This is a genomic window from Streptomyces sp. NPDC051172 (assembly GCF_040682555.1).
GTDB lineage: Bacteria > Actinomycetota > Actinomycetes > Streptomycetales > Streptomycetaceae > Streptomyces.
Genome location: NZ_JBFBBE010000045.1, coordinates 34,839 through 48,518, shown reverse-complemented (window position 1 = coordinate 48,518; position 13,680 = coordinate 34,839). Strand labels below are relative to the sequence as shown.

The window sequence follows — 13,680 nt, the reverse complement described above, 5'->3', positions numbered from 1 at the left end:
TGTGCGGAACATGGTCCACCTCGTTCACTACGGGATTTCAACAGGAGAAGTCCGGGCGGAAGCCGCCGGGGACCGGGCGGGCCGCGGGCCGCCACTGAAGTAGGCGGCTTCGGCCAGGACGGCGAACTCCGGCTCGCCGGGCCGCCCTTGGGCCGCGACGACACCCTCGTGCAGCACGACGACCTCGTGGCAGACGGACATGGCCCGACTGAGCAGTTGTTCGAGCAGGACGACGGTGAGGCCGTCGTGGGCCAGTCGGGCGAGGCGGTCGTAGACCTCGTCGACCAGCGCGGGGGACAGGCCGAGCGCTGGTTCGTCGACGATCAGGACGTCCGGTTCGACGATGAGGGCCCGCGCGATGGCGAGCATCTGCTGCTCGCCGCCGGACAACCCGCCGGCGGACGCGGACATCCGGTCGCGCAGCCGAGCCGGCAGCCACTGGACGGTCTCCTCCAGCCGCTCGCGCAGCGGCGTGCCGGTGATGCCCGCCGCGTACGCCGCGACCTCGAGGTTCTCGCGCAGGGACAGCGTCTTGAACAGGGCGCGTCCCTCGGGGGCGAGGCTGATGCGGACGGCACCACCCGTCTCCCGCTCGCCGCGGGTGGGCGGGAGCGAGCCGTGCAGGATGCCGGCCAGTGTGCTCTTGCCTGCCCCGTTGGCCCCGGCGATGCCCAGCACGACCCCCTGGCGGACGTCGAGTTCGATCTCGCGCAGGGCGGTCACGCCACCGTAGGTGTGGCCGACCCCATGCAGACGGATCATGCTTCGCTCGCCCACCTGATCGGACGGCGGGGTCCTGCCGTCGACCGTTCCCAGATACGACGAGCGCACCTTCGGATCCTGCAGAACGGTGTCCGGGGTGCCCTCGCCGATGGTGCGGCCGAAGTCGAAGGCGATCACCCGGTGGGCGACGGAGAACAGGTCGTCCAGGACGTGGTCGATGACCACCACGGCGGTACCCTCGGCGTGCAGCCGCCTGATGTGCCATGCCAGCAGGGTCCGTTCACTCGCGTCGAGGCCGCCGAAGGGCTCGTCCAGGATCAGCAGCTTCGGCTTCTCGGCCATTGCCCGGGCCAGGTCGAGGCGCTTCTGCAGTCCGAACGGCAGCTCCCCGGGGCGGCGGTCGGCCACGTCCGCGAGACCGACGGAACGCAGCAGTGCGGTGACCTCGGTCCGGTCCCGGCTGGTGATCCGGCGGCGGGTGCACAACACGTTCTCGGCTACGGTGAGTTCGGAGAAGACCTCGGCGTGCTGGAACGTCCGCCCGATACCGAGCCGCCGCCGCGCGGTCGCCCGGGCCCTGAGCAGGGGCCGTCCGGCGAAGTCGGCGGTGCCGCTGACCCGGCCGTTGCCAATCAGTCCGGACAGGGCGTTCAACAGCGTGGTCTTTCCTGCCCCGTTGGGTCCGATGACTGCCAGGATCTCGCTCTGCCGCAGGGACAGCGAGGCGTCCTCGAGAGCCTTGAGGCCGCCGTACGAGACCGACACATGTTCCAGGTGCAGCAGGGCGGGGCCGTCGGTCGGCGGCCGGAGCGGTGCGAGGTCCGACAACTCTTCGGTGGGCAAGGCGACTTGGGAGCGCTTTTGTTGTCGAAGGGCGCGCCGCAGCAGCTTCCGGGCCGGTGTGGACAGGAACGGCACGGCCCCGCCCGGCAGGAAGAGGAGCACGCCGATCAGCACGAGCCCCTGCACGACCGGCTGCGGCAGTCCCACGGCGGATGACAGGGAGGGGTTCCAGGTCAGATAGATGCCGCCGACCACGGCGCCGAGCAGGGTGCCGACCCCGCCGAGCACACATGCCGCGATCAGCGAGATGCCGAAGGCCAGCGAGAACGGCTCCGGGCTGACGAACCCGGTGAGCAGCCCGAGCAGTACGCCCGCGAAGCAGGTGCATGCCCCGCTCACCGCGAACGACAGCGCAGACTGCGCCTCCGGCGCGATGCCGATCGTACGCGCGGCCAGGGGGTGCGACTTGGCGGCCACGAGGCGCATCCGCAGTCCCGACGAGGCCGCCGGCACCGCCACCGCGAGCACCACGGCCGCCGCTCCGACCGCCGGGTACTGGGTCTCGGCACCGCCGGCGAGGAGGGTGCCCAGGCCCAGGGCGCTGCGCAGCTGGAGCACCGGGACTCCCTGGTCGCCGCCGGTGACGCTGCTCCAGCGGTTGACCAGTTCCAGGGTCACCGTGGTGAAGGCGAGGGTCAGCAGCGCGATGTAGAGCACCGAGAACCGGGCGCCCGCGTACCCCAGGAACCCGCCGAGGACGGCGCCGGTGGCGATGGCGCCGAGGACCACCGCTTCCAGCGGCCAGTCGTGACCGCTGCCGTACGCCGCGAAGTAGGCGCCGACGGCGAAGAACGCGGGGTGGCCCACCGACCAGATGCCTGACCAGCCGGCGAGCAGTCCGACCGACAGCACGACGATCGTGTACACGGCCGCGAGCCCCACCGAGTACATCTGGTACGCGGGGATCGCGCCGGAGGCCATGAACGCCATGAGCACCGCGCCGGCGGACGGGCCCAGGGCGGTCCTCACCAGCAGGGAACGGTTGAAGACCATGGATGCGACCCCTCAGACCCGTTGGAAGGTGCGGGCGCCGAACATGCCCTGCGGGCGGATCAGCAGGACCAGCACGGTGAAGGAGAAAACGAACGTGTCCCGGAAGCTGGCGGAGACGTAGTTCGCCGCCAGGTTGTCCAGGACACCGATGGTCAGCCCACCCAGGACGGCGCCGTACATGCTGGTCAGACCGCCCAGGAAGATACCGGCGAAGGCCCGGAACAGGGGCGCGACCAGCGCGGTGGGCACCAAGCCGGCGCGCGGTGCGTACAGGCAGGCGGCGAGCTCGGCCAGACCCAGGCCGAGCGCCCAGGAGATCCTGGCCAGCCGCTGCGAGCTGAGCCCGACCACACGGGCGGTGTCCGCCGACTCGGCCGCCGCGCGCATCGCCGAGCCGAGCGTGGTGCGGGCGAACAGATAGCCCACCAGGGCCATCGCCACGGCGGCGACGGCGATCGTCACCAGACTCTGCACCGGCACCGCGGCGCCCGACCAGCGCACTGTCCCGTCGACCAGGTTGGGGAAGGCCTTGGGCTGGTCGCCCCAGAACGATCCGGCGGCGCTCTCCGCGATCAGTGACACGCCCATCGTCACCACCAGCGCGGAGAACAACTGCCCCTGGCCCAGCGGCCGGATCACCGTTTCCCGCACCAGCAGCCCCGCCGCGACGGTGATAGCGACGGCGGAGAGGATGCCGACCACCGTGGCCACGCCTCGGTCGTGGAGGGAGACCGCCACGTACAGGCCCAGGGTCGCGAGCGAAGCCATCGCGAAGTTCACGACGTCCGTGGCCCGGTAGATGATGACCAGCCCGAGACCCATGAGGCCGTACACGGCCCCACTGGCCACACCGCTGACCAGGACAAGCAGGAACTGACTCACAGTCCCTCCCTCGGAGAAGAGCGTGTTCACGCCGCCCATGCGGAACGCATGGTCACTTCACTCACGACGAAGTGGAAGTGAACTCAATTCAGTACGCTAGACAGTCCCGTGCCGGGCAAGCAAGCCTCGTGCACCGGATTTGTGCCGAACGACCGGTCGGGGCCTCTGTTCGCGCCCGCACCGGCCGTCAGGGAGGCGAATCGACCGCAGAAATGAATTTAATTCAGTATGCGGAAGGTGTCTTCTTCGTCTCCATGCGGGCAACGGTGCGGCGGTGGACGGCGTCCGGACCGTCGACGATGCGCAGGACGCGCGCCCAGGCGTAGAAGTAGGCCAGCGGGGTGTCGTCGGAGACGCCCGCGCCGCCGAACGCTTCGATGGCGCGGTCGATCACCCGGGTCGCCATGGCAGGGGCGGCAACCTTGATCGCGGAGATCTCGCTGCGCGCGCCCTTGGCGCCGTACTGATCGATCAGCCAGGCCGCGTGATAGACGTGCAGCCGGGCCTGGTCGATCTCGATCCGGGACTGGGCGACGGCGTCCTGGGCGTTGGCCTGGTCGGCGAGGCGCTTGCCGAAGGCGACGCGCGATGCGGCCCGGTCGACCAGCAGCGCGAGCGCGCACTCGGCCATGCCGATGTCCCGCATGGCGTGGTGGATGCGCCCGGGGTCGAGGCGGCCCCGGGAGACGAGGAAGCCGTCGCCCTCCTGCGCCAGCAGTTGGACTTGCCGCCGCTCACGAGCTCGGCCCGGATGTCCAGCCACCTCTTGTCGCCGGTCGCCGCGGCCAAAGCGGGACCGGCTCGGTCGGTGCGCGCGATCTCGTCGTACGCCGGCATCTCGGTGGGCATCGACGCTCCTCAGCCGGCGAAACGGACCTGCGGCGAGCGGCTCATCAGCAACCAGCCGAACCGGGCGCCGTCAGCGGAGAGTTCCGCACTCGCGTTGAACGACGCCTCGGAGGCACCGCCGCGCCGGGTCTCGCCGAGCACCAGCTCGGTCCCGTTCACCCGAGCGCCTAGGAGGATGTGATGTGTCAGCGCACTCTTCTCGCGCTGCTCGAGGTATTCCTCCAGGCCGACCCGGTCGCCGTGGAACTCGGCGGCGGGTGCGGACGAGGCCACGATTGCGAACCAGTCGCGCAGGAGGGGGGTGGTGCTCATTCAGGGGGTTCCTTCCGGCGTCAGGCGTCAGGGACGGATTTCACGCAGACCCCTGATCGGGCGCTCCGCGTCACCAGGGCCGTCGCTCGGTCGAAGTGGTCAGCGGATCAACAACTGAACTTAGTTCACTTACGGGAATCTGTCGAGTGTTGCTCCCTGCGCGGTCTGCCCGCTAATCTGAACTGAATTCAGTCCTAATTGAGGAGTGTGTTCATGGTGAATCCGTGGCCCGAATCCGACTCCGCGGTCATGGCTCCCGTCGAGGAACACGACGAACTGCGTCAGGTCGTACGGTCCGTTCTCACGAAGCACGCGGACCACGAGTCGGTGCGAGCCGCGGCCGACTCCGAACTGGGCTACTCCCAGAAGCTGTGGCGCCTGCTCAACGACGAACTCGAGATCAGCGGGCTCGCGGTGCCCGAGGAACTCGGTGGCAGCGGCTACGGCGTTCGTGAGCTCTGTGTGCTCCTCGAGGAGACCGGCGCGGCCCTGCTGCCCGAGCCGGTGCTGACCTCGGCCGTCCTCGGGTGTCAGGCGCTCGCGGCCGCGGACGATCCTGCAGCCGTCGAGGACCAGCTCTCGTCCGCTCTCCGGGGAGCGGTGGTCACCTTGGCCCCGCCCGCATCCGAGCTGCCGGCCGCCGAGAAGGCCGAGGGTGGCCGGTGGGAGGTCACGGGAACGCTCCGTCGCCTTCCCCACGGTGCTGCCGCCGATTCCATCGTGGTTCGAGCAGTGACCGCCGAGGGGCCGGTGATGCTGCTGGTCGAGAGGGCGGATGTCCACGTCACGTCCCTCACCGCCGTCGACCTGACGCGACGGCAGGTGGGCCTGCGGCTGGCGAGTGAGCCTGCGCGCCTGCTCGTGGGCCCAAAGCGGGCCGGCGGGGTGCTGGAGCGATTGGACCTCCTCGCGCGCGCAGCCGTTGCCGCGGAGCATGCGGGCATCGTCGGGGAACTCCTCGACCGGACCGTCGAGTTCGCGACCGGGCGTGAGCAGTTCGGGCGGCCGATCGGGTCCTTCCAGGCCATCAAGCACCGGCTCGCCGACGTCCTGCTCGACCGCGAGCGTGCCCGTTCCGCCGCGCGCTACGCGGCCACGGCGATCGATCACGACCCCGCGTCCGCGCCCCTGGCGGTAGCCGTGGCCTCCTCCGTCTGTGCGGACGCCGCTCTGCGTGCAGCCCACGAGGCGGTGCAGATCCATGGCGGCTTGGGGTTCACCTGGGAACATCGCGCGCACTATTACCTGCGCCGGGTCCTGGGCGATGAAGGCCTTTACGGCCAGTCGCGCGGGCAGCGTGCCGTCATCGCCGATCTCGTCGGAGTCTGACCGGCGTTGCAGCACCACACGCGAGTCGGTTGAGCCTTTCGGTCTCGGGCGCCGGTGGTGAGCAGGGCCTGCGGTCCGGATGTCGCGGCGGGTGGGCGCTGGTAGTTGGTAGCTGGATACGGAGGTCGAACTCGGAAACCCGACTGATCGTCCCGAAGGAACGCCACGATTCCGGCGGCCGGTTGAGGATGAGGGACGCGGACGGCATGCGGATGACATGCTTCGTGACCGGCGCCCCTGACCGAGGGGAGAGTGGTCGTCCCCGCCTTGCGGGCCAGGGCGGCGACAGGCTCACCGGTTTCGCCGGGCCGTGATCGAGGAAGCCGGCAAGCAGTCGATGGCGGTGGGTCTTCTGCAAGGTGGCGGGCGCGTTGTCGGATCGGTGATCACGAGAACACCGTCGAGATCGGCTGCGACCTGAGCGCCGGCGTCCGCTGTACGCCTTTGCCGGGCTTGTCCTTGTGCGGGGTAGGCGCGCACATCCCGGACGCCCTGGCCATCGTCGGTCGCGGCGATCCGCTCCACCAACTCGGTGGCCGGCTCGCTCACCTCCGTCGCACCTCGTCGATGACCTCGTCTGCTGCGATGGCCGCCTCCGGTCCTGCTGTGCACCGATCCGTCCAGGACGGCGCCCACTCCAGGGGCCGGCGGCGAGAGCCGCATTCATCGGGGGCACCGCGGCGCCCCACGGACGAACTCGTCACCGCATCCCGATACGCAACGGACACCCCTTCTCCGCGCCCTCTGCCTTGCGCCGAGCGCTCAGCTGCCCATCGCCGTCCGCGCCGCAGTCAGGCCGAAGATCAGTGCGGAGGCCAGGCCGCCGGCGTAGGCGCGGTGGTAAAGGCCTCCGGTGTCGGCGCCGGCGCACAGGAGACCGGGGATCGGGACGCCGTCCTCGGACAGGACGCGGGCCCGGTCGTCGATGCGTACGCCGTGGAACGGGAAGGTCACCGCAGGCACACACTCGACCACGTACCACGGCCCTTCGTCGAGCGGCGCGGAGTCTTTCGCGCGGCCGGGTTCGAGGGCGTCGCCGCCGACCGCGGCAGCGTTGTACTCCTCAACGGCCCGCCGGATGGCCGGACCGTCATAGCCCCACTCCTCGGGGAGGAGGTCCAGCTCGCCGAGGCTCTCGGCCAGCCCGACCCGACCGCCCCGCTTGTTGGCCACCGCGAACTTGTCGACAGCGACAGTCCCCTTGACGTACGAGCCGAGAACCCAGTCCGGCCGGACCCGCGCATCCGCGATGAGGAGGCCGCGCGACTCGGGCTGTTCCAGAAGCGCCATCGTCGTCAGGTGGTCGCCGAGGGCTTCGTCGGTGAAGCGACGGTTCTCGAGGTTGAACTACAGCGCGTGCTCGCTGTAGTAGAGCGACAGGTCGACGAAGTCGGCCGGGTCCTCGGATCGGACCTGGCTCGGGATCAGGTGCCCGTAGAAGCCTGCCTCTTCGCTGCCGGTTGCCGCACCCGTGCTGATCGCGAGACGGTACCCGGCCCCTGTGCTGTGCGGGTTGGAACGCAGCTGCATCTCGCCGGCTCGGGGATGGATCCGGCTCGACAGCAGTTCCGGGTCGCCCTGGAACCCGCCGGTCGCGAGCAGGGTCCGCATCGCACGGACCTGCTCGGCGCCCGGCGCTTCCTCCACCTCGGAGCCCACCACCCGGCCGTCCTCGATCAGGAGACGGCGGGTATCGGTTCGGCAGCGCACCTGGCCGCCCGAGTCGGTGACCATGCGGCGGCACCGGTCGACGTACTGGTTCGTATCGAACTGGTGTCCGCGACCGAAGCCCAGGACGGGCACGGGGGCCGTGCGCTCGACCCCGACGGAGCGGATCCACTCCATGCCTTCGGCGAAGCGGTCCACGAGGGCGCGCTTCAACGCCGGGTCACCGGCGGGGTTGACCTCGTCCATCACCTCGCGAGAGGGGGCGGTCCAGGCGTAGCCGGCGAACCGTGCCGATCCGCCCACGTCGTCGCCCACTTCCACGACGACCACCCGCTTGCCGGCCCGGGCTGCCGCGGCGGCTGCCGTCAGGCCCGCCATCCCGGCACCGATGACCAGCAGATCGGTCTCCTCCATCTGGGTCTCCCTTCGGTGTGCGACCACGGTTAGGCTAAATCAAATTCACTTCAGTTCACCTGGAGATGACGGAACCGGGCCCGTGCCGGCGGCAAGGAGGAGAGAGATGACACAGCAGGTGAGCGGGGTCGGACGGTTCGCCGGCCAGGTGGCCCTGGTGACGGGAGGCGGCTCGGGCATCGGTGCCGCGGTGGCGCGCCGGCTCGCCGCCGAGGGCTGCGTGCAGGTACACGTCGCCGACCTCGACGAGGGAAGCGCAAAGGCAGTCGCCGAGGAGGTCGGCGGACGCGGCCACCGGGTCGACGTGCGCGATGCCGCCGCGGTCGACGCCCTGGTCGAAGAGGTCGTTGCCGCGTCGGGAGCGCTCGACGTCGTGGTGCACACCGCTGGTGTCGACGACCCCGAGGCCAAGACTTCGATCCTTGAGGCTCAGGAGAGCGGTGAGCCGGTCGACGTACTGGCCGGGTTGAGCGATGCGCGGTGGCGGCGGGTCGTGTCGGTGAACCTCGACGGCACGTTCCATGTGCTGCGCGCCGCCGTCCGGGCGATGCGTCCGCAGGGCCGTGGTGCGATCGTGACCGTGGGCTCGTCCGCAGCCTTCGACACCCTCGTGGGATATCCGCACTATGCGGCTTCGAAGGCCGGGGTGCACGCGCTCTCCCAGGCGGTCGCCAAAGAGGTGATTGCCCACGGCATCCGGGTCAACACGGTGGCGCCGGGTCCGGTGGACACGCCCATGGCAGCCCGGACCCCGGCGGCCGTGCGGAAGAAGATGGAGGCCTCCGGTGCGATCGGCTATGCCACGCCGGAGCAACTCGCCGACAACATCTGCTATTTGGCCTCGCCCGGCGCGGCGAACGTGATCGGCGCCGTACTGCTCAGCAACGGGGGACGGTTCACAGTCTCATGATCGGCGACGCCGGCCACTTTGCGCGCCGGTACTGAGACCCGAACCCCGTTCGATTTCCGTCCTCGACTTCTTGACAGGGATGTGAATCGAGCTAAAGATGAACTGAATCCAGTTCGATGAGAAAGGCGGACTCATGGTTGACACCGACCACGTCGTGCTCGAGAAGGACGGTGGCGTCTCGCGGGTGTGGCTCAACCGCCCGCACAAGAAGAACGCCGTCACGGTGGAGCTGCTGCACCGCCTCGACGAGATCATCAAGGAGGTCGACGAGGACCCCGAGCTGAAGGTGCTGGTGTTGCGCGGCCGGGGCAACACCTTCTGCTCCGGCTTCGACCTCGACGAGCTGCTCCAGAACTACGTCGGAAACACGATGGCGATGGAGGTGGCCGTCCTCTCCGCGCAGGTCTGCGACCGCCTCTACCAGATGAACACCCCGTCGGTCGCCGTTCTCGAGGGCTACGTGACCGCCGGCGGCTTCGAGCTGATGATCTCCTGTGACTTCGCCGTCGCGGCGGACGACGCCAAGATCGGTGACTTCCACATCCGCCGTGCCCTCTTCGGTGGGGCCGGCCCGATCTACCGCCTCCCGCGCATGATCGGTCTGCGCAAGACCAAGGAGCTCATGCTCACCGGCAAGCTGCTGTCGGGCCGGGAGGCCGTCGATTTCGACCTCATCAACGCCTCTGCCCCGGCCGAGGAGCTCGACCGGTTGGTGGACGACTTCATCGCCCCCATCCTCGACAAGAGCCCCTTCACCATGAGGCTCACCAAGATGACGATCAACCAGGGCCTCGACGCCGACGTTCGCTCGCTCATGGTCATGGAGCACCTCGCGGTCGGCAACGCGCTGCAGTCCCAGGACGCCAAGGAAGGCGTCCAGGCGTTCCTCGACAAGCGCGAGCCGAAGTGGGTCGGCCGCTGAGCCGCTGACCGGCGTCATCACCACACCGCGTCCCTGACACCGCCGTGGAGCAGTCCGAGGAGATGAAGTGAGCGTCGAACCGTCCACGACCGTTTCGGCAGCCGGGACCGTGGTTCCGCCGTTGCGGGGGAGCCGATGCCCAGGCTGCGGCAACGCGGCCTTCCCCGTCGCGACCCGCTGCCAGCGCTGCGGCCGCGCCGACGTGGTGCCCGTCGACCTGGCCCGCCGCGGCAGGGTCTGGGCCCACACGGTCCAGCGGTTCGCTCCCAAGTCTCCGCCGTACGTGCCTCCGGCCGAGGGCTTCCGGCCCTTCGCCGTGGGGTATGTCGAGCTCCCCGACGGCGTCCGCGTCGAGGCGATCCTCGACGGCCGGCACGACCAGCTGGCCGGCGCAGAGGTGACGCTCGTCGCGACCACCCCCGTGCCGCGCTTCGCCACCGACGACTGGTTCCGGGCACACGACTCCCAGGAGGTGGCCCGATGAGCGGGGTCGCCATCATCGGCGCAGGGCTCTCGCGGTTCGGTCGTCAGCCCGGTGTCACCGGCCGGCAGATGGCGGTGCAGGCGATCCACGCGGCGCTGGACGACGCCGGCCTCGTCTGGCCTGACGTGCAGGTGGCCTTCGGCGGCAGCGACGGGTCCGGACTGGCCGACACGCTGGTCGCCGACCTCGGGCTCACCGGCATCCCTTTCACCAACGTCAAGAACGGCTGCGCGACGGGCGGCAGCGCCCTGGTCTGCGCCGTCGACGCGATCCGCTCCGGGGCCGCCGAGATCGCCCTGGCCGTCGGCTTCGACAAGCACCCCCGCGGGGCCTTCGGCCCGCGCCCCGAGGACTGGGGCCTCCCCGTCGGCTACGGCGAGGCCGGCCTGATGGTCACCACCCAGTTCTTCGCGATCAAGATCGCCCGCTACATGCGGGAGCGCGGCATCTCCGAGGCCACCCTCGCCAAGGTGGCCGCAAAGGCGTTCCGCAACGGTTCCCTCAACCCCAACGCCTGGCGTCGCGAGCCCATGTCGGAGCTGACGATCGCCTCCTCGGCGATGGTCAACGACCCGCTCACGCAGTACATGTTCTGCTCCCCCGGCGAGGGAGGCGCCGCCGTCGTCGTCGCCTCCGAGGAGACGGCCCGCCGGCTCGATGCCAGGTCCGTCAGACTGCTCTCGGTCGCGACCCGAACGCGCGGCTTCGGCTCGTTCGAGGTCTTCAGCCCGGCGATCCAGGGCGAGGGCCGGCCCTCGAGCGTCAGCACCGAAGCCGCGCGCGCCGCCTTCGCGGCCGCCGGTGTGGGCCCCGAGGAGATCGACGTCGCCCAACTTCAGGACACCGAGGCGGGCGCCGAGATCATGCACCTCGCCGAGTGCGGGTTCTGCAAGGACGGCGAGCAGGAGGAGTGGATCGCCCGGGGCGACACCGAGATCGGGGGCGCGCTGCCGGTCAACACGGACGGCGGCTGCATCGCCAACGGCGAGCCCGTCGGTGCCTCCGGTCTGCGGCAGGTCCACGAGGTCGTGACCCAGCTGCGCCAGGAGGCCGGCGACCGTCAGGTCCCCGGCACACCCCGGCTCGGGTTCACCCACGTCTACGGCGCGCCGGGCATCAGCGCGTGCACCGTGCTGGGGGTGTGAGGAGATGACGATTCCCACCCCGGAGGCCTTCGTCGCCGAGGCCCGCGCCTGGCTCACCGCCATGGCGAAGCCGCGCACCGCCCGCGCCTGGGGCGAGGGCTCCGACTCCGTCGCCGTCTTCGAGAACTGGACCGAGGAACAGGAGCGGGCCGAGACGGACCGCATCCGCGCCTACGAGCAGGCCAAGTTCGACGCCGGCTTCGGAGCGATCACCTGGCCGCGGGAGTACGGCGGCCGCGCGCTGGCGACCTCGTACCTGCTGGCCTTCCGGCGGATCGAGGCGGAGTTCGACGTGCCGCGGCGCACCGAGATGTTCCCGGTGACCCAGCAGCTGGTCGCGCCGGCGATCGCCCAGTGGGGCACCGAGCAGCAGCGGGCCAGGTATGTCCGGGCGATGCTGCGCACCGATCTGATCGCCTGCCAGCTCTTCTCCGAGACCGAGGCCGGCTCCGACCTCGCGGCGGTACGCACCCGCGCGGTGCGCGACGGCGACGGCTGGCGGCTCGACGGACACAAGATCTGGACCTCGGGCGCCCGGGTCGCCGACCTCGGGATCGCGGTGACCCGCACTGACCCCGACGCCGCCAAGCACGTCGGACTCACCGTCTTCCTGGTGCCGATGGACGCCGAGGGCGTCACCGTGCGACCGATCCAGCAGATGACCGGCGGCAGTTCGTTCAACGAGGTCTACCTCGACGACGTCCGCCTCGACGACGGCATGCGCCTCGGTCCGGTCGGCCAGGGCTGGAAGGTCGCGCTCACCGTGCTCGCCTCCGAGCGCCTCGACTCGGGAAACCTCGGCCTGGAGAACGCGGACCAGGCCATCGAGCTGGCCCGCAACCTCGGCCGTCCGCTGACCGAGCTCGAGCGCGACAAGGTCGCCGACCTCGTCACCCGCAGCTACGTCCAGCGGTTGACCGGCATGAGGGCGGCGGCGGCCCTCGTCGCCGGCAAGGCTCCCGGGCCCGAGGCTTCGGTGGGCAAGCTGCTCGCCACCGACACGATGGCCCGCACCTCCGAGGTCGTCCGGATGCTGCTGGGCCCCGACCTGACCGTCGACAGCGGCCGCTGGGGCACCTGGGCCTGGACCGAGCACGTGCTCGGCGCTCCGGGCTACCGCATCGCCGGCGGCACCGACGAGATCCAGCACAACATCCTCGCCGAGAGAGTCCTCGGCCTGCCCCGGGAGCCGCGCGGATGAGCGCGAGGACGAGTCCCCGGACCGGTGCCGATCAGCTGCGCGAGCGGGTCGTCAAGGGCCTCCGTGCGCGCGGCCACCGTGGAGAGGCAGGCGTCCTTGAGCCGATGCCCGGCGGCCACTCCGGGTTGACGTACCGCATCGCCCTGGGCGACGAGGAGTTCGTCGTCAAAGCCGTGCCAGCGGGGCAGCGCCCCATCGGCCGGCACGACATGCTGCGCCAGGCCCGCATCATGGCGGCCCTGGGCGGCACCGGCGTGCCGGTCCCCGGGATCCGGGCGACCGACGACGAGGTGCCCGCCTGGTTCGCCATGGAGCTGGTCCGCGGCGAGTCGGTGGAGCCGGTGCTCGACGATCCACCGGTCGAGCCGGCGACGGCGGCCGCGCGCATGCTCCGGGCTGCCGAGGTGCTGCCCCGCCTGCACGGCGTCCCCCTCGCCTCGCTGCCGGTGGACGGTGACCCGCTCTCGCCCGCCGGCGAACTGGCCCGATGGGCCCGCACCATGGGTGCGGTGCCGCCGGAACTCGTGCCGAGGGCCGCGCAGTTGGAGCGCCGTCTCGCGGCGCGGGTGCCCGAGGCCGTCACACCCGTGCTGGTGCACGGCGACTACCGGCTGGGCAACATCATCTCGGTCGGCAGCGAGCCCACCGCCCTGATCGACTGGGAGATCTGGAGCCCCGGAGACCCACGGGTCGAACTCGGCTGGTTCCTTCTCTTCGCCGACGGGTCCAACTTCCCCGGGGTCGGCCGTCAGGTCCCCGGCCTGCCGACCGCCGACGCCCTCGTCGACGCCTACACCGGCGGCTCGCCCGCCCCCGAGGCGCTCACCTGGTTCGACGGGCTCGGGCGCTTCAAGATGGCGGCGATCATGGGACACAACCTCCGCCGTCACCGCGAGGGCCGGCACCACGATCCCGACCAGGAGAAGCTCCCCTCCACCATCGAGCGGCTCATCGCCACCGGGCTCGACCGGCTCACCTGACCTCAGTACCGGCAACGAGAGGCCG

11 protein-coding genes and 1 pseudogene are annotated in these 13,680 nt (G+C 70.5%); 7 read left to right on the top strand and 5 right to left on the bottom strand.

Going from position 1 to position 13,680, the window contains the following annotated elements; genetic code table 11:
- Positions 1 to 27: 27 nt before the first annotated feature.
- The 4 genes from AB0N07_RS25840 to AB0N07_RS25825 form a co-directional block, all read right to left on the bottom strand.
- Positions 28 to 2,559, bottom strand: a complete 2,532-nt coding sequence (locus tag AB0N07_RS25840) for an ATP-binding cassette domain-containing protein (RefSeq protein WP_365838904.1) — start codon at positions 2,557 to 2,559, stop codon at positions 28 to 30.
- A 12-nt stretch (positions 2,560 to 2,571) separates the two neighbouring features.
- Positions 2,572 to 3,441, bottom strand: a complete 870-nt coding sequence (locus AB0N07_RS25835; protein WP_365838902.1) for a branched-chain amino acid ABC transporter permease — start codon at positions 3,439 to 3,441, stop codon at positions 2,572 to 2,574.
- A 223-nt stretch (positions 3,442 to 3,664) separates the two neighbouring features.
- Positions 3,665 to 4,204 (bottom strand): acyl-CoA dehydrogenase family protein, encoded by a 540-nt coding sequence (locus tag AB0N07_RS25830; protein WP_365838900.1) that lies wholly within the window; start codon positions 4,202 to 4,204, stop codon positions 3,665 to 3,667.
- Positions 4,205 to 4,299: 95 nt separating this feature from the next.
- Positions 4,300 to 4,602 (bottom strand): hypothetical protein, encoded by a 303-nt coding sequence (locus tag AB0N07_RS25825; protein ID WP_365838898.1) that lies wholly within the window; start codon positions 4,600 to 4,602, stop codon positions 4,300 to 4,302.
- Positions 4,603 to 4,815: 213 nt separating this feature from the next.
- Between AB0N07_RS25825 and AB0N07_RS25820 the strand changes: the two genes are divergently transcribed.
- Positions 4,816 to 5,931, top strand: a complete 1,116-nt coding sequence (locus AB0N07_RS25820; RefSeq protein WP_365838896.1) for an acyl-CoA dehydrogenase family protein — start codon at positions 4,816 to 4,818, stop codon at positions 5,929 to 5,931.
- Between the two features lie 762 nt (positions 5,932 to 6,693).
- On the opposite strand, the pseudogene AB0N07_RS25815 reads toward AB0N07_RS25820, so the two are convergent.
- A pseudogene (locus AB0N07_RS25815) lies at positions 6,694 to 8,013 on the bottom strand (FAD-dependent oxidoreductase).
- 106 nt (positions 8,014 to 8,119) lie between these two features.
- On the opposite strand from AB0N07_RS25815, the gene AB0N07_RS25810 reads away from it, so the two are divergent.
- The 6 genes from AB0N07_RS25810 to AB0N07_RS25785 all read left to right on the top strand — a co-directional run bounded on the left by AB0N07_RS25810 (position 8,120) and on the right by AB0N07_RS25785 (position 13,655).
- Positions 8,120 to 8,923, top strand: coding sequence for an SDR family NAD(P)-dependent oxidoreductase (locus AB0N07_RS25810; protein ID WP_365838894.1), 804 nt, complete (start codon positions 8,120 to 8,122; stop codon positions 8,921 to 8,923).
- 133 nt (positions 8,924 to 9,056) lie between these two features.
- Positions 9,057 to 9,845, top strand: a complete 789-nt coding sequence (locus AB0N07_RS25805; protein WP_365838892.1) for an enoyl-CoA hydratase/isomerase family protein — start codon at positions 9,057 to 9,059, stop codon at positions 9,843 to 9,845.
- Positions 9,846 to 9,912: 67 nt separating this feature from the next.
- The gene (locus tag AB0N07_RS25800; RefSeq protein WP_365838890.1) at positions 9,913 to 10,329 is read left to right on the top strand and encodes an OB-fold domain-containing protein; all 417 of its coding nucleotides are present in this window, start codon (positions 9,913 to 9,915) and stop codon (positions 10,327 to 10,329) included.
- Positions 10,326 to 11,474 carry a thiolase family protein gene (locus tag AB0N07_RS25795; RefSeq protein ID WP_365838888.1) on the top strand — a complete coding sequence of 383 codons (1,149 nt, stop codon included), beginning with the start codon at positions 10,326 to 10,328 and terminating at the stop codon, positions 11,472 to 11,474. The genes AB0N07_RS25800 and AB0N07_RS25795 overlap by 4 nt, the downstream gene beginning before the upstream one ends.
- A 4-nt stretch (positions 11,475 to 11,478) precedes the next feature.
- Positions 11,479 to 12,675: an acyl-CoA dehydrogenase family protein gene (locus tag AB0N07_RS25790; RefSeq protein WP_365838886.1), complete on the top strand. Its 1,197-nt coding sequence runs from the start codon at positions 11,479 to 11,481 to the stop codon at positions 12,673 to 12,675.
- A complete protein-coding gene (locus tag AB0N07_RS25785; RefSeq protein WP_365838884.1) occupies positions 12,672 to 13,655 on the top strand; it encodes a phosphotransferase family protein in 984 nt (327 codons plus the stop codon). The genes AB0N07_RS25790 and AB0N07_RS25785 overlap by 4 nt, the downstream gene beginning before the upstream one ends.
- The last annotated feature ends 25 nt before the right edge of the window (positions 13,656 to 13,680 follow it).